21 protein-coding genes are annotated in these 21177 nt (G+C 57.5%); 7 read left to right on the top strand and 14 right to left on the bottom strand.

The genetic code is table 11. The features are described 5' to 3' along the window. Positions 1 to 8: 8 nt before the first annotated feature. The 7 genes from QTL96_RS14470 to QTL96_RS14440 form a co-directional block, all read right to left on the bottom strand. The gene (locus QTL96_RS14470) at positions 9 to 1169 is read right to left on the bottom strand and encodes a serine hydrolase (RefSeq protein WP_289728143.1); all 1161 of its coding nucleotides are present in this window, start codon (positions 1167 to 1169) and stop codon (positions 9 to 11) included. 23 nt (positions 1170 to 1192) lie between these two features. Then, positions 1193 to 2224: a histone deacetylase family protein gene (locus QTL96_RS14465; protein ID WP_289728142.1), complete on the bottom strand. Its 1032-nt coding sequence runs from the start codon at positions 2222 to 2224 to the stop codon at positions 1193 to 1195. A gap of 66 nt (positions 2225 to 2290) precedes the next feature. Continuing rightward, positions 2291 to 3325, bottom strand: coding sequence for an extracellular solute-binding protein (locus QTL96_RS14460; protein ID WP_289728141.1), 1035 nt, complete (start codon positions 3323 to 3325; stop codon positions 2291 to 2293). Positions 3326 to 3347: 22 nt separating this feature from the next. Beyond that, entirely contained in the window at positions 3348 to 4148 is an 801-nt protein-coding gene (locus tag QTL96_RS14455) for an ABC transporter permease (RefSeq protein ID WP_289728140.1), read from the bottom strand. After that, positions 4141 to 5061 carry an ABC transporter permease gene (locus QTL96_RS14450; protein WP_112822743.1) on the bottom strand — a complete coding sequence of 307 codons (921 nt, stop codon included), beginning with the start codon at positions 5059 to 5061 and terminating at the stop codon, positions 4141 to 4143. The genes QTL96_RS14455 and QTL96_RS14450 overlap by 8 nt, the downstream gene beginning before the upstream one ends. Before the next feature lies 1 nt (position 5062). Continuing rightward, the gene (locus tag QTL96_RS14445) at positions 5063 to 6163 is read right to left on the bottom strand and encodes an ABC transporter ATP-binding protein (RefSeq protein WP_112944129.1); all 1101 of its coding nucleotides are present in this window, start codon (positions 6161 to 6163) and stop codon (positions 5063 to 5065) included. A gap of 117 nt (positions 6164 to 6280) precedes the next feature. Further along, positions 6281 to 7951 (bottom strand): amidohydrolase, encoded by a 1671-nt coding sequence (locus QTL96_RS14440; protein WP_289728139.1) that lies wholly within the window; start codon positions 7949 to 7951, stop codon positions 6281 to 6283. Positions 7952 to 8582: 631 nt separating this feature from the next. Here QTL96_RS14440 and QTL96_RS14435 point away from each other — a divergent pair. Both QTL96_RS14435 and QTL96_RS14430 read left to right on the top strand, forming a co-directional pair. After that, positions 8583 to 8792: a hypothetical protein gene (locus QTL96_RS14435; protein ID WP_289728138.1), complete on the top strand. Its 210-nt coding sequence runs from the start codon at positions 8583 to 8585 to the stop codon at positions 8790 to 8792. A gap of 352 nt (positions 8793 to 9144) precedes the next feature. Next, positions 9145 to 10551 (top strand): Fic family protein, encoded by a 1407-nt coding sequence (locus QTL96_RS14430; RefSeq protein ID WP_289728137.1) that lies wholly within the window; start codon positions 9145 to 9147, stop codon positions 10549 to 10551. On the opposite strand, the gene QTL96_RS14425 is transcribed toward QTL96_RS14430, so the two are convergent. Beyond that, entirely contained in the window at positions 10496 to 11047 is a 552-nt protein-coding gene (locus tag QTL96_RS14425) for a hypothetical protein (RefSeq protein WP_289728136.1), read from the bottom strand. The two genes, QTL96_RS14430 and QTL96_RS14425, sit on opposite strands and share 56 nt — an antisense overlap. A 79-nt stretch (positions 11048 to 11126) precedes the next feature. Further along, complete coding sequence (locus tag QTL96_RS14420; protein WP_289728135.1) at positions 11127 to 13028, bottom strand: GGDEF domain-containing phosphodiesterase; 1902 nt, start codon at positions 13026 to 13028, stop codon at positions 11127 to 11129. Between the two features lie 272 nt (positions 13029 to 13300). Between QTL96_RS14420 and QTL96_RS14415 the strand changes: the two genes are divergently transcribed. The 4 genes from QTL96_RS14415 (at position 13301) to QTL96_RS14400 (ending at position 16802) form a co-directional block, all read left to right on the top strand. Next, on the top strand, positions 13301 to 14338 hold the full coding sequence (locus QTL96_RS14415; RefSeq protein ID WP_289728134.1) for a class I SAM-dependent methyltransferase: 1038 nt from the start codon (positions 13301 to 13303) through the stop codon (positions 14336 to 14338). Positions 14339 to 14684: 346 nt separating this feature from the next. Further along, positions 14685 to 15575, top strand: a complete 891-nt coding sequence (locus QTL96_RS14410; protein WP_112822756.1) for a LysR family transcriptional regulator — start codon at positions 14685 to 14687, stop codon at positions 15573 to 15575. A gap of 127 nt (positions 15576 to 15702) precedes the next feature. Further along, positions 15703 to 16104 carry a cupin domain-containing protein gene (locus QTL96_RS14405; protein ID WP_289728133.1) on the top strand — a complete coding sequence of 134 codons (402 nt, stop codon included), beginning with the start codon at positions 15703 to 15705 and terminating at the stop codon, positions 16102 to 16104. Then, positions 16101 to 16802 carry a RibD family protein gene (locus QTL96_RS14400; RefSeq protein WP_289728132.1) on the top strand — a complete coding sequence of 234 codons (702 nt, stop codon included), beginning with the start codon at positions 16101 to 16103 and terminating at the stop codon, positions 16800 to 16802. The genes QTL96_RS14405 and QTL96_RS14400 overlap by 4 nt, the downstream gene beginning before the upstream one ends. Positions 16803 to 16861: 59 nt before the next feature. On the opposite strand, the gene QTL96_RS14395 is transcribed toward QTL96_RS14400, so the two are convergent. The 5 genes from QTL96_RS14395 to QTL96_RS14375 form a co-directional block, all read right to left on the bottom strand. Then, on the bottom strand, positions 16862 to 17476 hold the full coding sequence (locus tag QTL96_RS14395; RefSeq protein ID WP_289728131.1) for a dienelactone hydrolase family protein: 615 nt from the start codon (positions 17474 to 17476) through the stop codon (positions 16862 to 16864). Between the two features lie 12 nt (positions 17477 to 17488). After that, positions 17489 to 18445 (bottom strand): glutathione S-transferase family protein, encoded by a 957-nt coding sequence (locus tag QTL96_RS14390; protein ID WP_112822733.1) that lies wholly within the window; start codon positions 18443 to 18445, stop codon positions 17489 to 17491. 110 nt (positions 18446 to 18555) lie between these two features. Next, complete coding sequence (locus QTL96_RS14385; RefSeq protein ID WP_113199021.1) at positions 18556 to 19473, bottom strand: LysR family transcriptional regulator; 918 nt, start codon at positions 19471 to 19473, stop codon at positions 18556 to 18558. A gap of 90 nt (positions 19474 to 19563) precedes the next feature. Next, a complete protein-coding gene (locus tag QTL96_RS14380) occupies positions 19564 to 20163 on the bottom strand; it encodes a nitroreductase family protein (RefSeq protein WP_112972791.1) in 600 nt (199 codons plus the stop codon). A 261-nt stretch (positions 20164 to 20424) separates the two neighbouring features. Next, a complete protein-coding gene (locus QTL96_RS14375; protein WP_289728130.1) occupies positions 20425 to 20643 on the bottom strand; it encodes a hypothetical protein in 219 nt (72 codons plus the stop codon). A 169-nt stretch (positions 20644 to 20812) separates the two neighbouring features. On the opposite strand from QTL96_RS14375, the gene QTL96_RS31280 reads away from it, so the two are divergent. Further along, on the top strand, positions 20813 to 21064 hold the full coding sequence (locus QTL96_RS31280) for a DUF982 domain-containing protein (RefSeq protein ID WP_113199019.1): 252 nt from the start codon (positions 20813 to 20815) through the stop codon (positions 21062 to 21064). The last annotated feature ends 113 nt before the right edge of the window (positions 21065 to 21177 follow it).

The raw sequence follows: 21177 nt of genomic DNA, 5'->3' as shown, positions 1-21177 counted from the left end.
GCGGTTTGCTATAGTCTGCAGATCGCCCGCATCATCCGTATAATCGCTTGATCAAGCGCAGGGTCGACGGGCATCCTCTGTGATGACAGCTTGACGACCACTGTTTCGCTCTGCGGGTCGATCCATATCCACTGGCCGTGAATGCCGATCGCCGCCAGCTCTCCGGCGCCTGTCTCGTACCAGTAATTGCGATAGCTTCCGTCAGGAAACAGGTCCAGCTGGTCGCCCTTCTTCCATGCCTCGCGGCGCCTGCGCGACCAGAGGTCGCCGATGAAGTCAGCGGAAACGATCCCGTTACCGCGCCTGCGGACAAGATCCCCCACCAGTGCGAGATCTCGCGCGGTAGCCGAAATGCCGCCTGCTGCGCGTGCGGTACCGACACGGTCGACGGTTACCATGGCATCCGATTTTGCTCCGGCCGCCTTCCACAGGTGGTCGCTGAGCAGCGCTGCGAATCTTGCCCCGGCGGCCCGCTCCAGAACGATGCCGGCGAGATCGGTGTTCGGGGAGCGATAAGCGTGCCTCTCGCCATGCACTCCGGCACCTTTGCCAATACCGCAAATGAAGCGCTTGAGATCCGGCGCGGGATCGCCGGGTTTCTCAGGGTTCCATCCGGTGGAGCGGCGATAGCGATCGAAGCTGCCCGATGTATCGAGATAACTCTCCACAAAATCGACGCAGATTTCCATATCGAAGAGTTGCTGCACCGTCGCATCGCCGTAAGCTGAACCGGCGACCTCGGGCACATGGCGACTGATTGGGCTTTCGAAGGAGACTATGCCCTTGTCCGCGAGAATTCCGGCGAGCAATCCGGTCAGGGATTTGGAGACCGAGAATATAATGTGTGGGTCAGAAGGATCAGAATGCGGCGCCGACCAGTCGGCGATAACGCGCCCGTCTTTCATGACCACGAGTTCGTCGGTTTCACTCTCCTTTAGAAAATCCCGCAGTGACGAAGTTGCATTTCTTGTACCCGCAAAAGAGATGCTCGATAGCGCATCGAGGCCGATATGCGCGGCGCCTTCTCCGCAGCGCGTGCCTGGAATGATCGCTGAGGGGACGATCTCATTAACATGTTGGAAGGACCAGCGGCTGTAGGGGACGGTGCGCCAGTTGGCGAGCGTCACGTCTGCACGACTGACTTCTGTCACGGGCTTGTCTTCAGACATTCGTACTCAATCCCCGCCAGCAGTTACAGGTCTTCGAACCCGGTGAGTACGCTCACCCCGTTGACCCCGATTTCCGCGACAGCATAGCCGCCCTCCATGACGAACAGCGTCGGAAGACCGAGCCTTGCGATACGCGCACCAATCTTCGGGAAGTCCTCGGTTCTGAGCTTGAATTTGCTGATCGGGTCCTTCTCGAACGTATCGACGCCAAGCGAAACGACCACCACATCTGGCGCGTAGGAAAGCAGTCTGCCGCAAGCGTCCTCCATGGACTGGCTCCAGCTGGTCCAGTCGGTCCCGAAGCGCATGGGGTAGTTGATGTTGAACCCTTCGCCGGCGCCTATGCCGTGTTCATCGGCATGACCAAGAAAATACGGGTATTCCTGCATCGGGTCGGCGTGCAGATTGATGACCTGGACGTCGTCGCGGGCGTAATAGATTTCCTGCGTTCCGTTGCCGTGGTGGTAGTCGACGTCGAGGATCGATACCCGCTTGGCGCCGTTGTCGCGCAGCCATTGCGCTGCCACGGCGGCATTGTTGATATAGCAATATCCGCCCATGAAACCGGCGCCGGCGTGGTGGCCGGGCGGGCGGCAGAGTGCGAAGGCGGCGCGTTCGCCCGATTGCACCAGGCCGGCGGCCGTCAGCGCAACGTCATGCGAGGACTTGATTGCATCCCATGAGCCCTCGACGATGCCGCAGCCGGCGTCGAAGGAGTAGTAACCGAGCAGACCATCGATGAATTCCGGCACGACGTCACCGCGCAGACCCCGTGTTGGCCAAGTAAATGGCAGGGCGGTTCCAGTGCGACCTTCCGCGGTCCAGCGGTTCCAGATCGTCGGCAGGAAATCGAGATAATCCCTACGGTGAACCCGCGCCGCTGTCGTCAAATCATGCTCCGCCGGCTCGATGATCGCACCGAGCTCAACGGCTGCGACACGCGCTGCAATATATTCCGCCCGTGACGTCAACTCGAAGCCGGGTACGATATCGCCCGCCACAAGCTCAAGCTGGTTGGCGTGGCCGCGATGGCGGGGAGAAAAGACGGTCTTCATGCAAACATCCATTCGCTGGAAAATGTGGCACCCCACGCCATCAAGGCCGGGGTGCCGATATCGGGCTTACTTCTGCAGCTCGGTCCAGATCTTTGTATAGAGCGCCTGGACATCAGGCGAGCATGTCTGGGATGGCACGCCGACCGACGAGAATTCCGCCGGGATGGTGATCTCGGGCGCACCCTTCATGTCCTCCGGCATGAACTTGTCGGAGCCGGCGATGCCGTTTGCGTAGCGATGGAAACCGGAATTCATGCCGGCGTTTTCAGGGTCCATCATGAAGTTCTGGAACAGCTTGGCGTTCTCGACGTTCTTGGCGTCCTTGAGCACGGAGAGATTGTCGCTCCAGTTGACGAAGCCCTCCTTGGGATAGCCGAACTTGATCGCGGGGTTCTTGAGGCGCTGGCGGAAAGCCGAGCCGTTCCAGTCGCTAGATGCCGCGAAGTCGCCCGAACCCATCTTCTCGATGGTGCCGTACTCCATCGCCACCCAATCGGGCTTGGCTTTCAATAGTGTGTCGCGCACCTTCTTGAGTACAGCCAGATCGCCGGTGCACTTCTTGCCACCATTGTAGAGGACGGCCGCGTCGATGACGTCGGTCATTTCGGGGACGACGTTGACCTTGCCTTTCAGCTCGGCGGGTGTGTCGAAGATGATGCCCCAGGTGTTGATGTCACCCTTGTAGACGTCGGTATTGACGACGGTGCCGACGATGCCCATCGCCCATGGAACGGTATATTTGCGGCCGGGATCGAAATCGGGGTTGGCCCATTCCTTGGCCACGTTCTTGAAGTTTTCCATCTTGTCCGGATCGGTCTCAAGCAGCAGACCCTCGGAAATCCAGATCGGAATGTAGTTCTGCGAGGGCACGACCATGTCGAAGCCGGAGCCGCCCTGGCGCACCTTGGCGAGCGCCGTGTCGTTGGAATCATAGTCGGTGATCGTCACCTTGACTTTGTACTTATCCTCGAACTTCTTGATCATCTCGGGGCTGGTGTAATTGCCCCAGTTGTAGATGTTGAGCTCGCCCTCGGCGTGAGCAAGGCTGGCTGAGCCAAGAAGTGCCGCCGCCAGGGCGATTGTCGAAGTCATCCGTTTCATGCGCATGTTCCCTCTCTTGTTTTCAGGCACGTTTTCGATTGACGACAAAGAAGATGGAGACGACGAGGATCGACAGGCCGAGAAACAGCGTCGAGATCGCGTTCATTTCAGGCGTGATGGACCGGCGGATTTGGCCGAGCATGTAGGTCGGAAGCGTGTCCTGTCCTGCGGATTTCACGAATTCGGTAATGACGACATCATCGAGCGAGATGACGAAAGCCAGCATGAAGCCGGCGAGGATGCCCGGCCACAGCAGCGGCAGCGTGACATACCTGAACGCATTCCATGGCGTGGCGTAGAGATCCGCGGCCGCCTTTTCCAACGTCAGGTCCATGTTTTCGAGCCGCGCGCGGATTGGCAGGTAGGCAAAGGGGATGCAGAAGGCCGTATGGGCGGCGATCAGGTAGCCGATGCCGGCGTAACCGGTCCAGATCTTGATGCGGGCAAAGAAGATCAGAAGCGCCACTGCGGTGACGATCTCGGGGATCATCAGCGGCTGGTTGATGAAGGCATATTTCATTGTCAGGCCGCGATAGGGCGCGGTCCGTGTGGTCGCCAGTGCCGCCATCGTCGCTGCGATCGTCGAAACGACGGCGGCGATTGCGGCGATCTGCAACGAACGTAGCGATGCGTCGATCACCTGCTTGTTTTCGAAAGCCTTCTGAAACCAGCGGAGCGATATGCCATCAAACGAAGCGAGCGATTCGCCGGCGTTGAACGAATAAAAGACGAGAACGCCGATCGGCAAATAGAGCGCCGCGAAGCAGATCATCGCAATCGTGGTGAAGCCCCGCTGGCGCCTGATGGAGAAGGATCTAGCCATGCCGGTTCTCCTGCCCGCCGGCGTTTCGCACATAAAAGAGCAGGGCGATCATCACGATCATCATCAACGTGATCGACAGTGCCGAGCCGAGCGGCCAGTTACGTCCCTGTCCGAACTGCAGCTCGATCAGGTTTCCAAGCATCAGGTTCTTGCCGCCGCCGAGGATGCTGGGGGTGACGTAGGCACCGAGCGCGGGGATAAAGACGAGGATGGAGCCGGCGATAATGCCCGGCTTGACCAGCGGGATGATGATGCGTCGCAGGACCTTAGACGGCGTGGCGTAGAGGTCGTATCCGGCCTCGACCAGCCGGAAATCGATCTTCTCCATGCTGGCATAGAGCGGCAAAACCATCAGCGGCAGGTACACGTAGACCATGCCTGTCAGGATGGCACCGTCGGTAAAGAGCATCTGGATCGGCTTCGAGATAAGCCCAAAGCGCATCAGCAAGCCGTTGATCAAGCCTTCATTGCGAATGATCTCCAGGATCGCGAAGGTGCGGATCAATAGGTTCGTCCAGAAGGGGATGGTGATCAAAAGCAACCAGAGCTCGCGCGTTGTCTCTCGGCGTGTTGCGATGAAGTAGGCGGTCGGAAAGCCTATGGCGAGCGTAAGCAGCGTGGTGGCAAGCGACAGGACGACCGAGCGGATAAAAATTGAGATATGGGCGTCGGCCATGGATAGCGAACCGTCGAAAATGTCCTGCTGCAGCGCGACGTTGATCCAGCCCTCAATGGATGGCACCCAGACGACATCGCCATAAGGTCCTGGTGTCAGGAAGGAGTAAGCGACGACGATCAGAAGCGGCCCGCTCGCGGCCACGAGGATGATTAGCAGGGCAGGCAGCGAAAGAAGCCAGCGTGTCCGGACGTCCCGGTTCTTTTCCGCTTCGATCACATCCGCCACATGGGTCATGTCAGTTCCTCAGCACCCTGGCGGCATTGGGCTCGATCGCGATGCCGACCCTGTCACCCTGCGCGTAGCGCGCCGCCTGCAGCGGCTTGTTCTGCTCGCGCAACGTGAACATGGTTTCGTTGTCGGCCAGGCGAACATGGTAGTGCGTATCGGTGCCGAAATAGACAATTGTCTCGAGCGTGCCGGTCATCTGGCAGCGTTCATGATCCGTCGGTGTGCAAAGGGAGGCGTGTTCAGGCCGCAGTACCAGGGTGACCTCCCCATCATCGGAAAAATTGCTTGGTATCGTCGCCGAAATGCGGCCTGCAGCGGCGGTTTCCACCTCCGCGATCCCTGAATTCACCGCGCCAATCCGTCCCTTCAAAAAATTCGTCTCGCCGATGAAGTCGGCGACGAAGCGGTCGCTCGGCGCATCGTAGATCTCGCGCGGATTGCCGACCTGCAGGATCTTTCCCGCCGACATCACGGCGATGCGGTCGGACATGGTCAGCGCTTCTTCCTGGTCGTGGGTGACGAAAATGAAGGTTATCCCTGTCTCCGCTTGCAGGCGCTTCAGTTCGATCTGCATGTCCTTGCGCAGCTTGTAGTCGAGCGCCGACAGAGGCTCGTCAAGCAGAAGCACCTTTGGCTGCGGGGCGAGCGCGCGGGCAAGCGCCACGCGCTGCTGCTGACCACCGGAAATCTGGCTTGTTCGGCGGTTGGCAAGCGCTTCCATGCGCACCAGCTTTAGCATCGCCGCGACCCGATCCCGGATCTCCTGCTTGGGGCGCCCAAGCATGGTCAGGCCGAAGCCGATGTTTTCGGCGACCGTCATATGCGGAAAAAGCGCGTAGCTCTGGAAAACAGTGTTGATGGGTCGCTTGAATGGCGGCATCGAAGCGATGTTATCGCCATTGAGCATGATCTCGCCCGACGTGGGGTATTCGAAGCCGGCAATCAGGCGCAAGAGGGTTGTCTTGCCGCAGCCGGACGGCCCAAGAAGGGTGAAAAACTCGTTCTGCCGGATGGCAACAGATGCGTCGTCTACCGCGGAAAATGCATACTCACCAAAGCCGAATACCTTGGAAACACTGCGAATCTCAATCGCGTTCAATCCCGCCATATGCGGCCCACTCGTGGTTGCTGATACTGCTGTTCCCGCCTTTTCGGCTTTTGGCTAGGTGACCACACGCGTTCGGCGTTGACAACCAGATTTTACGCTTACGGTAGAAAATATTTATCAGTCGGAAAAACTAATGTATCCTCCGCAGATCGTCGTGACCGGTTTGATAGTGTCGAGATCATTGGGGTCGATTGCCTCGATGTCGCTATCGAGGATGACGATGTCGGCCAGGTAGCCCTGCCTGATCATGCCCTTGCGATCCTCCTTGAACTCGGCATAGGCGCCTTCGACGCAATAGGCGGCAAGCGCCTCCGACAGTGAGAAGGATTGATCGGGATCGCTGTCGCTCCACCGCTTGCGCGTTACGGCGGCCTTGAGGCCGACGAGCGGATCGATCGGCGAAACCGGCCAATCGGAGGCGAAGCAGATATGGGCTCCGGCGTCTTTCAGCGTGCGCCAGGCGTAGCTAACCGGCCAGCGTTCTTTGCCGATGCGCGATATGGTCGGCTCCAGAGGCAGTCCCGCGCAGCCGGGCGGATGGGGAGGCTGCATGGAGGCGATGACGCCGAGCTCGGCGAAGCGCGTGATATCGTCTGGATGCACAACCTCGATATGTTCAATGCGATGGCGGCTGTCGCGCATGCCGTTTTCGTCACGCGCTGCCGCGTAACCATCAAGCACCGCCCGCACGGCCCCATCTCCGATCGCATGCACGGCGATTTGCAGGCCCCGCCGATCGGCCTCTACTGCGACCGCGCGAAAAGCTTGCGGGGTGAACAGACCCTCGCCACAATCGCCGGGCTTGTCGGCATAGGGCTCGACCATGACGGCGGTGCCGCTTTCGATCACGCCATCGTAGAAGAGTTTGACTAGGCCGGAGGAGAGCCAGTCGCTCTTGAAGCGTGCCGCCATGTTTGAGGCTTTCTCCAGCATGTCGAGAGACATGAAGTTTTTAAAATGAAAAGGGATCTGCACGCGACAGGGCAGATGACCGTCTTCTTTCTCGATCGCCGCGAGGAGCTGCAGCTGATAGAGATTGCCGTCCATGTTTTGAACTGTCGTGATGCCGTGGCGCGCACAATAGGCGAGGCCCGTTCGCATCACGGCAATATCCTGCGCCCACTGTGCGTCATCAGGATAGGGTTCCGGTTCTCCGCCGGTTGAGAGCCCCAGCCGGTATCGATCGAAACCGCCGGCGGCCTGAAGCGGGCTGAAGGCTTCCATCTCCCGCAGTTCACCGGTGGCCAACCCGTCGGCCCCTATCACGACCTCGTTGCCAGGTCTAAGATCTGCGCCGTGGAGAATGCCGACCAGATCAAGGGAAGCGGTGTTTGCCCAGGCCGTATGGTGATCGGGCGCGAAGAGGACAAGCGGTTGATCCGGCAGGATGGAATCAAGATGCTGACGGGTCAGGGGCTCTGCTTGGCCAAGAATATTGTAGTCGACGCCTTGGGCAAAGAGCACCTTCTGCCCACGCCGATGCTGAGCATAGTTCCGGATAGTCTCGGTCAGCGCGGCCAGTCCCAGCACGCCCTTGAGCTGCAGGTGATCCAGTTCGGCTGCGCCGGAGAACAGGTGCATGTGATTTTCCGAAAAGCCTGGCAGGACCGTTTTCTCGCCAGCGTCGATTGTCCGGGTGTATGGTCCGCGATGGGCCTCGATCGCCTCGTTCGTGCCGACGGCGATGATTTGACCAGCGCCGAGCGCCAACGCCTGCGCGCTCGGGTGATCGGGATCTAGCGTGAGGACGCGGGCATTGATTACGATGATGTCGGCCGTCGATGTCATGGGATGCTCGCTTGTGAATATGTTATAGCAAGCTAAGCCGATGCCGAGCACGAATTCAACCGCCATTCGCAAACCGACTGCGGGCAGGCGAACCCCGATGTAGAGTGTCGATTTCCACTAAGAAGCGACCCGGCATTGGAGTGCGCGGCGAGCTTTCAATGCTCAATACGGTACCGCGCACACGGGGATAGGGGCAAAAACCTAGCGAATTCGCGTTGACTGCGTGTGCCCGAAACATGAGCGCGGCACACGCACCACCGTGTCGCAGACAGCGTCAATGCCTTGACGTTAGTTGTTGGAAGCGAGCAGCGCGATCGAACATGCAAGACCAAGAAGAGCCGCACTCAAGCCGAGCATGAACTCAGTGGGGTGGGGTATTTCTAAGCTAAGTTGATCTGTGCTGGGCGACGTACGTTGTCAATGATCGCGACGAGGCAGACTTTTAGGTACGCAAGCGCGTGGGTATCCTCGTACAGCCGGAGCCGGATGTCCGTGCTCAGCACTCATGGAGCTTTCGAACTGTTCCGCTAACAACCAGGTCAAGCTCGTCGAACATCGTCAGATCAGACAAGACGTCCTCCACCGGTCGCTATTGAATGGTCACCTCGATCAATCGAAAAGGAGTATGACGATGAACGCCCGTACACCGCTGGATCAGGATGTCCGCGATGGCAAGGAAACCAACCCTGAGGTCGACGACCTGCTCTTCCTGATTCCCGGAGGACTGCCCGATAACGTTCTCGACGAGGACCTCGATGAGGCTTTGCAGGAGACGTTTCCTAGGAGCAGGGGGCAGCGGGCCATAGCATTCCGACTTGCGGGGCGAGTCGCCGGCGATTGAGGGCCGCCATCTTTTCGCTGTCTACTTTCTATGGGGTTTGGCCGCCTCTGAAACGGAAAATTAGTGCTATAAAAATACAGGAAATTAGTGCTATAAAAATACAGGAAATTAGTGCCATAAAAATGCACTAACTTAGTGTTATAAAAATGCAGAGAATTAGTGCAGAGGTGCAAGTCCTCTAAAGGACGGCGATACGATGCGAACTGGGAACACCCCAAACGAACTTCTAGCTTCATCACTGAAACAATTGAGGGGGATCACCGAACAGGGAACGATCTCAGTACTTCGCAGCGAGAGCTTGTCCCGTGTGCATAAAGATCGGTTGGTGGAGGCCGGATTTATAGAGCCGATCATGAATGGATGGCTCGCCGTAAACTCGCGCCCTTCGGATCGCCGGCGCGTCGACGTAGCGTGGAGTACTATCTACTGGGAATTTTTAAAAAGGTATCTCAACGATCGATTTGGCGACCAATGGGTATTATCAGCGGAGACATCAACCGCGGTTTGGGCAGAAAACTTTTCTGTTGCGAAGCAGGTTGTTGTCCGTAGCCCTGAAGCCAACAATCAAACCACCAACATGCCCGGCGATACCTCATTCTTTATGCTCAGAATACCTGTGCCTGATCCTGTCGTGCTACATGATGGGATAAGGATTATGCCTAAGGAAGAGGCAATCATCAATCTTGCAAAGAACAGCTGGACGTCATTGGCCACTGACGTGATCGCGGTTCTCGGCTCGATCCGGGGAAGCAACTCGCTCCTCCGGGTTCTACTAAGCAATAACAGAAGCTCAATTGCTGGTCGGGTGGCCGGTGCGCTTCGTCATCTTGGACGAGCGAAGGATGCTGACCAAATCTTGGCGGGAATGAAATCTGCCGGCTACATGACCAATGAGGAAAATCCCTTCGACAACACAGCTCATATAGTCCTCGACGAAAAGAGGACCGCTGCACCAGCTGCCACCAGAATTAAGGCTCTTTGGGCAAAGATGAGCCAGACCGCGTTGAGCGGCACTAATATCGAGACCAAGGCGTTCAACGATATCGATTCTTACATGGACGAGATCGAAGAACGCTATGTAGCTGATGCGCTGAACTCCTTGTCGATCGAAGGCTACCACGTTTCGGAGGAACTGATCGAAAGGGTTCAATCCGGAGATTGGAACCCTGAGCAACATGCTGGGGATGCAGACGCTCGCAATGCGCTTGCGGCCAAAGGGTATCGCTTGGCTTTCGAAGAGGTCAAAATCGATATCAGGAAAATTCTTAATGGTGCGAACTCGGGCGAACTATTGTCTGTTCGACACCAAGATTGGTTTCGAGCGATGTTCAGCCCGTCTGTACAGGCCGGTTTGATCGAGGCCTATAAGTTGGCGGGCTACCGAAACCACAATGTATATTTGCGTGGTTCGTCGCATGTACCGCTCCCGCCCCACGCCATCGCTGATGCAATGGACGCGTTGTTCGAGTGTATAGAGAGCGAGCCAAATCCGATCGCGAAGGCAATCGTTGCTCCATTCCTGTTTACATATATCCACCCTTTTCCGGACGGAAACGGGAGAACCGGACGTTTTCTAATGAACGCGCTGATGGCCGAAGCACGCTTGCCATGGACGGTGGTGCCAGTCGAGGCACGGGACAGGTACATGGAATGTCTGGAAGCAGCGAGCCAGAATGAGGACATCGCACCACTAGCGAAATTCATCAGCGAGCTCGTGGCGGCTCCACCGCCTCCACGCCCCGCGTCCACGTATCACTGAGAAAACCAAAGCTCTCACGCAAATCTCTCGGCACTTCGGAGGCGGAATCTCGGTCGAGAACTTCGAATGCCGCTTCACCCCGTACCTCCTGCAGCCGAGCCATTCGAGAGAGAATGGAAATCGCCTGAAGCACCGTGCAGACATTGTCGAGCTGGGGGCGGAAGAAATAGCTGTCGAGAGGATATTCAACGACGGGGTGCGTCTTGATCACACCAGGAGCCAAAGAATATGCGATGCGGTCCCGCAGCACATCGGACAGAGGAACATAGCTGTAAATGATGTCGGCGTCCCAAAGGTCCAAGAACCTCCAATCGTGAACCGCGATTGCTGCGCCATCCGATGTTATAACAGGTGTCCGCCCACCACCCCAGCGTGACATCGCCTCGTTAAACACCGCATCTAGCAGGTGATGGTTTGGTTCAAGCGGTGTCAGATCGGCAACGCGGAGCGGGCGAGGGGTTACGTGCGCTCTACGGGTTTTGGTGGTTGTCCACATGCTTGGCGATCCATTGGTGCGAGTCGTACGACGATAGATCGGCCAGGACGGACGTGGAAGGTGAGGGCTATCTTGCCTGTCAAGCCGCCTTCAACATATCAGCGCTGACTGGCATCCCCAAGTGGAACCCCTGGACGCGATCTATTCGGAGATCTTTGAGGAGCGACATCTGGGCTGCAGTTTCCACCCCTTCAACCAAGATCGAATTGCCCCGGTTGCGGATGAGTGCGATCATGTCTTGAAGCATGGTAAGCCCACGCGGATTCGAGCAGTCATGCAGAAATGTTCTGTCGACTTTGACCGTTTGGAACTCGATCGCACGTAGCCAAGATAGGCCGGCAAATCCTGAGCCAAAATCGTCCAGCCATATTTCGACACCGAGCGCCCGCAGGTCGGCAATGCACCTGAATACCTCCGACTGCATTTCCATATCCAGCCCTTCCGTGATCTCCAGCGCCAGACGTGACCCAGATATCCCGCACTCTTTCAGAATATCCGACACGTTCGATGCGAAGTCAGCTGACTTTAGCTGGACGGGGGAGACGTTCACGCTGACTGTTGCCATTCGGTCAGTCATCAAAATGTCCCTGCAGGCCGTTTCAATCGCCCAGCGACCCAGTTCCAGGATCGCCCCCGTTTGTTCTGCAACCGGGATGAAAATCTTTGGCGAAACAGCCGTGCCATCTGGCATCTTGAAGCGCATCAACGCTTCGACCGCTCGCGCAACGCCATCGACATCGAAGATCGGCTGATAAACCAGGGAGACGAGATTGCGGTCAATTGCTGCGGCAAGAAGCGGGACAAGCTTCCCGACGCTGTCATCTGGACGAGGAAGCGACGGATCGAACACGCGAACGCAGTTGCGTCCGGTCGCTTTGGCTGCGTAGAGAGCCAAATCCGCCTCTCGAACAATTCGCTCGACTTTATCGCCACTTTGTTGCCGCGTAACCGCGACGCCGACGCTCACGGTCACCACTGAACGATCGTCAGGGCGCTCCGTGTGAGCGATCGCCAAGTCCTCGACTTCACGTCTTATCCGGTTTGCCATCACCTTCGCCATTTCTGGCGAGTCGATAGGCATGACCACGATGAACTCCTCGCCGCCGTACCTGCCGATCGTACCGTGCGAGCGTGAAACGACATCTCTGAGCGACGTGGCGATGACGGTGAGGCAGCGATCGCCTTCCTGGTGGCCATACTGATCGTTGAAACGTTTAAAAAAGTCCACGTCGATCAAGATCACTGCAAATACGCGACGATGTTTCTTCCAGCCTTCCCAGCATTCATCGAGCCGTCTGTCCAACGCTCTGCGGTTTTCGATGCCGGTCAGGTAGTCGGTGTTGGATAGCTCGAGAAGTTCCAACCCTCGCTCTGTCGCAGCCCATTGCTGATAGCGGGCCTCCGCAGCATTCAGCAGGACGTTGCTTCGTTCGACGTTCAATCGCCAATTCACGAATGACGTGAACAGGAAGCAGGAGATATAAAATAGGCCGAACGCCAAGCGATAGGTGGGAGTCGTCGGGAAGACCCAGTAAATGGAAATGAAAAATGCGAGGAGCACGATCCCCGAGGTAGCGACCGATAGCCGGAACGAGAAGCTGAAAAACAGGTTCGCGCCCATCATGAAGATAGCACCGAATATCATGTAGTAGGACATAGCTGTCGTGTCATGACTTGCCACTGCTGGCCAAAGCCAACCGATGTATCCGACGACTAAGGCCGAAGCGCAGGTGACGTCCAGCCAGATGGTCCGTGCATTGGCAATCCGCAGCACCTCGAACGCCAGCAGTGCTGCGAACGCGATGACGAGGCGGGCAGCAATTGTCGTTGGCGCAACGTCAGGGATAAGCCAACTGTCCGGAGCCGCGAAACCTACATAAACGCCGACTGCCACCCACAAGCCGTGGCGAGACCAACGACGCCGGATAGCATCTTTTTCGGTTTCCAACGATCTGCGCGCGTCTGCGAATGAGTACGCCATGTTTAGGTCGTGCGCCGGCACGTTCGCCGCAGTCACACTCACGCAAACCGACCGTAGTTATCGGTGGATATATGCACGCAATAGTTGATCATTAGTGTGCGCCCTTCAAACGTTACTGTCGGCTACTCGCGTTCAGCTAATTAAGAATTCGACGAATTTGCTAAATTAGAATCACAATCACAACGGCAAAATTACCCTCAGCGCGTGTGGAATCCAGTCGCTTTCTTTCTGGGCGGTGTTTATGATTAACCATACATCAATGAGGGTTCAAAATGGCACATAGCTTCGCGTTCGATGGGGAAAGCTTGATCACGGACGCGCAGTTCCGAGGGGGAAATGGATCTGCCACGATCCAGCAACCAGCGGAGTTGGTGGTTGCGAGAGCAGAGCTCGCTCTCATTCTGGAAACTGCACTGCAGCAGTTTCAGGGCGGGCTCGATCCGTCGTCAATCATAGCGCGATTGACTCGAGACCTGCATTCGTTGCGCCGTCGCTCGCACGTCGGCGTCTGGAACGAAATCACATTGATCGCTCAATCCCACCCGGTTGCCGATTTTCTGCATCAAGATCCCCTTACGCGGTGGTCGTTTGAGAAGCCCCGCGGATACTCGGGCGATGCACATCTCCTAGATTTCATCTATGGCACGGGAGACAGTTCAGCTGCGGTTGCCGCATCTTCTGATCTTGGCAAAGCGATCTACAGCCACACCAGAAATGCATCGTCGTCCATCGCGGTTCGCGATCGCCGTGACATACTTGCCGAACGTGTTGATAGCATCTCCAAGAAGTCCCCAGGGCCAATCGACGTGCTATCGATTGCGTCTGGACATCTGCGCGAGGCGGCAAAGTCCAAGGCGCTGAATGAAGGGGGGGTAAGGCGATGGGTCGCTTTCGATCAGGACCCGATCAGTGTCGGTACCGTCGCACGTGATTATAGGGGCACTGCCGTCGAAGCCGTGAACGGATCGGTCAAATCGTTGCTTGGCAACCGCCACGATTTGACGGCGTTCGATTTTGTCTATGCCGCTGGGCTTTACGACTATCTGCCCGCGCAGGTCGGCGTGAGGTTGACCCGAAAATGCTTGAGTATGCTGAAGCCTGGCGGGAGCTTCTTGTTTGCAAATTTCTCTGATGAGACCGCGGTGGACGGCTACATGGAGACGTTCATGAATTGGCCACTGCTGCTAAGATCAGAAGACGACATGTGGAAAATCGCCGGCGAAAGTGCGCACGGCGTCGATGTCGGAACGCGGGTTTGGTTCGGTGACAACCGTGATATCGTTTATTGCGAGATCACGAAACGAGATTAGATGAGGGTCAAGGCTGAGCGCTTGTCCTGATCGATGCCATCGTTGCCAAGGTGGGGTTCTAACCTGCCGCCTATGGTGCTGGATATCTACGAGGATGAGCGGTTGTAACGCAGCAACCTCTTGGTCGCGTCTCATGGTTGGCCGCAGGCATTTTAATGAAGAGCGGCTTCATTCGGAGAACGCTAGAGTAAGATCGGTAGTCCGATAAATGGGCGTTCTCCCGCGCTTACGACATATTTTTGATCTTGGGGCATGTGAATGGGTTCGCCGAAGTCGGAAATAAGTGCTGGCGATGACAATGCCTGTGATGCTAAATTCCAAGTGAAATCATGCGACGGATTCATGGATGAAGCGCGACGAACTCGGAGACCTTGCTGCTTTCCTCATCGTGGCTGAAGAGCGAAGCTTCACCCGTGCGGCAGCACAGCTTGGCACATCGCAATCCTCTCTCAGCCATACGGTACGCCGTCTCGAAGAGCGCATGGGTGTGCGGCTCTTGACCAGGACGACGCGCAATGTCTCGCCGACGGACGCCGGCGAAAAGCTGGTTGAGACGCTGCGGCCCGCCTTCAACGATATCCGCGGGCGCATCGAGGCTCTGAGCGCAATGCAGCAGAAGCCTGCAGGGACGATCCGCATCACCTCCAGCCGGCACGCTGCCGAAACCATTCTCATGCCGGCGGCCAAACGCCTGATGGCTGAGTATCCGGACATCAGCATTGAGATTTCGATCGAGCAGAGGCTGATTGATCTTGTCGCCGAGCGTTACGATGCCGGCGTCCGGCTGGGGGAGCGGGTCGAAAAGGACATGATCGCAGTCAAGATCGGGCCGCAATTGCGAATGGTGGTTGCCGGATCGCCTGATTATTTCAAGCGCCACCCAAAGCCTGACACGCCGCATGATTTGACACACCACACCTGCATCAACCTGCGGCTGCCCACTCTCGGTGGCCTATATGCCTGGGAGTTCGAGAAGGACGGGCGACCGCTCAACGTGCGCGTCGACGGCCAGTTCATCTGCAATGACGTGCCCATGATCATAGATGCTGCCATAAGCGGCCTGGGGCTGACATGCCTGCCGGACGACCATTTGGGTCCATTGGTTCAAGATGGAAAACTCATCGAAGTTTTGAAAGACTGGTCGCCGCCATTCCCCGGCTATCATCTTTACTACCCCAGCCGCCGGCTTGCCTCGCCCGCTTTCGCACTTTTGGTGGATGCGCTGCGCCATAGGTGACGCGCGCGACAGCGGCTCATGAAACGCGCATATAACACCATGCGCTCCGAGGCACCTAGTCGTGGATGGTTGGCTGGCCTATTTCGCTCAATGGAACGTCAACCAAAACGCTCACAGGAGTTCGACAGTGGATATTACGGCAAGTGGCGCGCAGGCATCGTCGAAGGGGCCGGATGACTATTTCACCGGTGCGGTACGCCTTGATGGGCGATTTAGTGGTAGTGGAAACCTGAGCGGAGCGACCGTTACTTTTGAGCCCGGTGCCCGGACCGCATGGCACACGCATCCTCTGGGGCAAACATTGATCGTATTGTCGGGGTCGGGCTTGGTTCAGCGCGAGGGCGGAGTGATCGAGGAAATTCGCCCCGGCGATATCGTCTGGTTCGAGCCTGGCGAAAGACACTGGCATGGAGCCTCGTCCAAATGCGCCATGAGCCATCTCGCGATTGCGGAAATGAAAGATGGGTCCGCGGTCACCTGGATGGAGAAGGTTACGGATCAGGATTACGCGGGGCCCGACGCATCATGAGACCACACGTCATCTGTCACATGATCACCTCGCTCGACGGCGGCCTTCATCCGAGCCGCTGGACGGCTAGCCCAGATGGCGATCGCGCCGGATGGTCGGCAACTTATGAGGCCATGCACAAGACGTTTGACGCCGACGGCTGGCTGGTTGGCCGCGTCACCATGGCCGAAATGTCAAAGGCCGGTCCGCATCCGCCGGAGGGACATTTTGACGTCGATCGATCGCTGCATATCGCCAACCCGAAAGCCAAGAGCTTTGCGATTGCTGTCGATCAGCATGGAAAGCTGCATTTCAACAGCGGTGATTTCGACGGCGATCATGTGATCGTTTTGCTCGGCAAGGATGTCTCCGATCTGCACCTCGCTGAACTCGTTGCCGACCGCGTGTCTTACATCGTCTCCGACAATCAAGAGATGGATCTTGCAAGCTTGCTGGAAATACTCGAACGCGAATTCAGTATCCGCCGGCTGCTTCTGGAAGGCGGAGCTGGTGTCAATGGCTCGTTCTTCGCGGCCGGATTGGTTGATGAACTGAGCCTGCTCGTGGCGCCAGCAATCGATGCGCGCAAGGGAAGCGACCGCGTCATCGAGTACGGAAACGATGGCCTGGCGGGAAAGTGCGAGCTTTCGCTGCTCTCGTGCGACAGACTGGACGACGGTCTACTGCATCTGAAATACGCCGTAATGGCTTCGGCCTAGCCTTCAGTGAGAGCGTTGCGCCGAGCTAGGCGCAACGCTCTCACTTTCCGAGGTCTGGATCACTTCAGCGCTTCAGCCATAAACGCACCCGCCCGTGCAGCGCCGTCAGCCGAAATCGTATGGCCGAGCCCGGGAACGATGATCGTTTCTACGTTCATGCCAAACGTCTGAAGAGCCGCGGCGGCACGCGTCGTTTCAGTCGCCGGAATGACCGGATCGGCGCTGCCATGCACCAAGAGTACCGGCGTCTTGACCGCGGGCGCGAGCGGAAGCGGCGAGGCGAGGCGACCGGAGAAGCCGACGACGGCGCCGACTGGCCAGCGCCCGGACGCCACGGCGTCGAGCGCCATGATGGTGCCCTGCGAGAAGCCGACCAGAACGACGCGCTCGAGCCGATCGGCGAAGCCGTTTTCCTTGATGATCGCCGAGATAGTGTCGTCAAAAGCCTGGCGCGCCTCCTTGATACGTCCGCTTCTGTTGTCCTCGGTCACACCCGACACGCTGAACCACTGGTAGCCCGCGCCGAAACTCGATGGGCTCGGCGCATTCGGTGAAGCGAACACCGCACTTGGAAGTGTGTCTTTCCAGGCATTGGCTAAGGGCGCAAGATCGGCGCCGCTCGAACCAACGCCATGGAGCATGATAACAAGCATATGCGATGCAATCGTCGACACGGCCATTTCCTCTCAGATCACGAATGGAAGCTGCGGGCCGACAGGCACGATGCCCGTCGGGTTCAGCGCCTTGATCGAGTAGTAGCCGCGTTTGATATGATCGACGCTGACCGTCTGGCGGATGCCGGGTATCGCAAGCATGTTGTCGACGTAACGGCTGAGGTTGGAATAATCCGCCAGCCGGCGCAAGTTGCACTTGAAGAGCCCGTTATAGGCAGCGTCGAAGCGGATGAGCGTTACGAAGAGGCGGACATCGGCCTCCGTCAGTCGCGTGCCGAAGAGGAATGGTCGCTGTCCTTCGAGGCGCGCCTCCAGTTCGTCGAGCATCGTGAAGACGTCGGCGAAGGCTTCCTCGTAGGCAACTTGTGTGGTCGCGAAGCCGGTGCGATAAACGCCGTTGTTGAGCTGCGGATAGATGCGCCCGTTAAGGGCGTCGATCTCGGTGCGCAGATCTTCCGGGTAGAGATCGATCGCGCGATCGGCAAGCGCGCCGAAGCCGGAATTGAGCATCCGCAGGATATCTGCCGACTCGTTGTTGACGATGGTGCGGCGTTCCTTGTCCCAAAGCACGGGCACGGTAGCGCGGCCGGTGTAATGCGGGTCGGCGCCGGTGTAGATTTCGTGCATATAGGTGGCGCTGTTAAGCTCATCGCGATTGGCGCCCGGATAATCGCCAAAACGCCAGCCCTGATCGGAGAGGGCCGGTTCGACGACCGATACCGAAATCACATCTTCCAGCTTCTTCAGTGCCCGGCCGATCAGCGTGCGCGAGGCCCAGGGGCAGATCAGCGCGACATAGAGATGGTAGCGGCCGGCTTCTGCCTTGAAACCGCCGTCACCGGTCGGCCCGGCACTGCCATCAGGGGTGATCCAGTTTCGAAAACCCGAAATCTGCCGGACGAAGCCGCCCTTAGCGTCAGTTGCCTGCACGGGGTGCCAATCGGCAGACCACTTGCCATCCACGAGCATGATTGAACTCCTGATCTGTTCTTGCGCGGTGTTGGAGTTTGATATGACACAATTCCAGATCGCTGATTATCCACTCATGAAGAGAATAATTCATTCCAAAATGGAAGCAATCACGACCAGCCCTTGTCCCATGCTGGTTGCCCGCGAAAGGCGTCGGCCAGGAAATCAACGAGCACCCTGACTTTAAGTGCCAGATGTCGGGCAGGAGGATAGACCACGTAAAGACCGCGCGGCTCATCCTCGAAATCGGACAGCAAGGGGCGCACCGCCTGAAGACGAAGTCGCGCGCCGGCAACGAAGCTTGGCACACGTGCGATCCCCAAGCCCGCTTCGGCTGCGGCAACGCAGGCCTCAGCATTCGAAAACTGAATGCGTCCCCGGACTTCGGCCAACAGCGGCTCCGAACCGGGCTTGTTGCGGAACCGCCAGGTAAGCGGATCGCGAAAGTTGGTATCGATGATGCAATCGTGAGCCGTGAGATCCGCCGGCGTCAGGGGTACGCCGCGTTCGTCGAGATATGAGGAGGCGGCGACGAGGACGATGCGCGCGGCGCAAAGCTTGCGCGCGATCAGACTGCTATCTTCGGGGCGCCCGATGCGCACGGCGGCATCAAATCCTTCGTCGACAAGATTGACCGTCCGGTCAGAGAAACTGAGGTCGAGGTTGATGTCGGGGAAAGCCATCGCGAACTGATTGAGGATGGGCGTGAGCTGCGTCGTGCCGAAAGTGATTGGCGCGGTAATCCGCAACCGGCCCGATGGTGCACGCGAGGCGTTGCGCACGGAGGCATCAAGCGCGTCGAATTCTTCAAGAAGCGATTTCACGCGCTCGTAATAGGAGCGTCCGGCCTCGGAAAGGGAAAGCGCGCGCGTCGTCCGCATGATAAGCTGTACGCCCAGGCTTGCTTCGAGGCGCGAAACCAGCTTTGAAGCCTGGCCGCTGCTGGTGCCGAGACGCACCGCTGCAGCAGCAAAGCTTCCCGTGTCGATGACGGCAACGAACATGCGGTCGCATTCGAGACGATCCAAGTAGCTGTCTCCCTGTCAACTCACCCACCCAACAGCCGTTCCCGACCAGGCAGAGAAGCCGGCGGCGCATGGCGCCGCCGGAACTAAGTATCAGCCGAAGACTTTGAAGCGATCGCTGTCGTCCATGAACGCCTTTTCGCCGAAGGCGGCTGAGTTGGCGCCGAACGGCATCTGCGCGCGCAGCTTCCACGAGGAAGGGATGTTCCAGGCGGCTGCAATTTCAGCGTCGGCCAACGGATTGTAGTGCTGCAGGCTGGCGCCAATGTCGGATCCGGCAAGCGCTGCCCAAACGGCAAACTGCGCCATGCCGCTCGACTGTTCTGACCAGATCGGGAAATTGTCGGCGTAAAGCGCAAACTTTTCCTGCAGGCCCTTCACGACGTCCTGGTCTTCGAAAAAGAGAACGGTGCCGGCGCCGGCGGCAAAACTGTTGATGCGCTTTTCGGTCGATTCAAACGCGTCGGCAGGAACGATCTTGCGAAGTGCGTCCATCACGAAGCCCCAGAGCTTGTCGCTTTCTGCGCCGTAGAGAACCAGAACACGCGAGCTCTGCGAATTGAAGGAAGACGGCGTGTGCTTGACGGCTTCCTGGATCAGCTTGGTGGTTTCTTCCTGGGAAATCGGCAGTGTCTTGCCGAGAGCATACTGACTGCGGCGCTTCTTGATGGATTCAATAAGAGTGTTGGTCATGTGGGGCGCTATCCTTTTTCATGTATACGGCCACCCTACCGCTGGGAGGAGCAGTCAAATGCGGCCGGAAACAAGGGATAGTCCATAGGAAGGGAGATGCATATTGCAATGCATCACACCCAAGAGATTTTTTTGCTCCCTCTCTGTCCAGTCGGCATCTCTCTCAGCATTTGTTGGGACGGATACAAATTATGCTTTGCGCACGAAATGCTTGCTGCTCAATCTTGGATGCCGGCAATCTGCGACGAGGTCTGCCTGAGACTAGGACTTCAGCGGCAGTTCGTCGCGTGCCAGTCGCGCCAATTCGTTTTCGTCTTGTACGCCAAACTCAAACCAATCAATCAGCGCCTTGGCTGTCGCCTGTCCACGGTCGCTGTTCGCGTCGCAATTCTGTTCGACGCACCAATGCGTGAGTATGCGATCCAGCATTTCCAGCGCTTCCGATGTCAGTGCTTCTTTCGGCCAGACTGTCTTTGTCATTATATTCGCCCCCGTTTCGCACCACCGTAACGCGAATCGACCGGGGCGCTATGACCGGCGAAGCACAGTTGCTTAAAATCTTCTTTGGTTGTCCGGCATCAACGCTGACGTTGAAATATTGGAACGACACAACCACACGTGCGTTAACCGATATCGGAGGTATTGCGTTATGGACCCGAAACGGTGGAGCCGGCCGATCTACTTCCAAGCGAGCAGATACGGCGAATTTCGAACGGTAACGAACACAAGCGAAGCTGCGACCGCGTTGAATACGGCGTGGCCGATCGATCGCGGGCGAAGTCTAAAAACCGCAAAACGCACCTGCCAGCAGGTTCTAAGCGGCAAGAGACCGCCCTCGGAGGCACGAAATGCGTTCATTGCAGCTGCGGTCGAGGCCAATGTCTACGTGAAGGAGCGGTAGCCGGAAGAAAAATGAGGAGAGCCTTATTTAGATAGAGTGCAAAGATAGAAGTTTAATGATGCATTCAATCCGATTTGAACAAGAGCATGCCACTATGGGTTTCGTAATCTCGA

The organism is Rhizobium sp. S163 (genome assembly GCF_030380805.1).
GTDB lineage: Bacteria > Pseudomonadota > Alphaproteobacteria > Rhizobiales > Rhizobiaceae > Rhizobium.
This window is presented reverse-complemented; position numbering and strand designations above follow the sequence as displayed.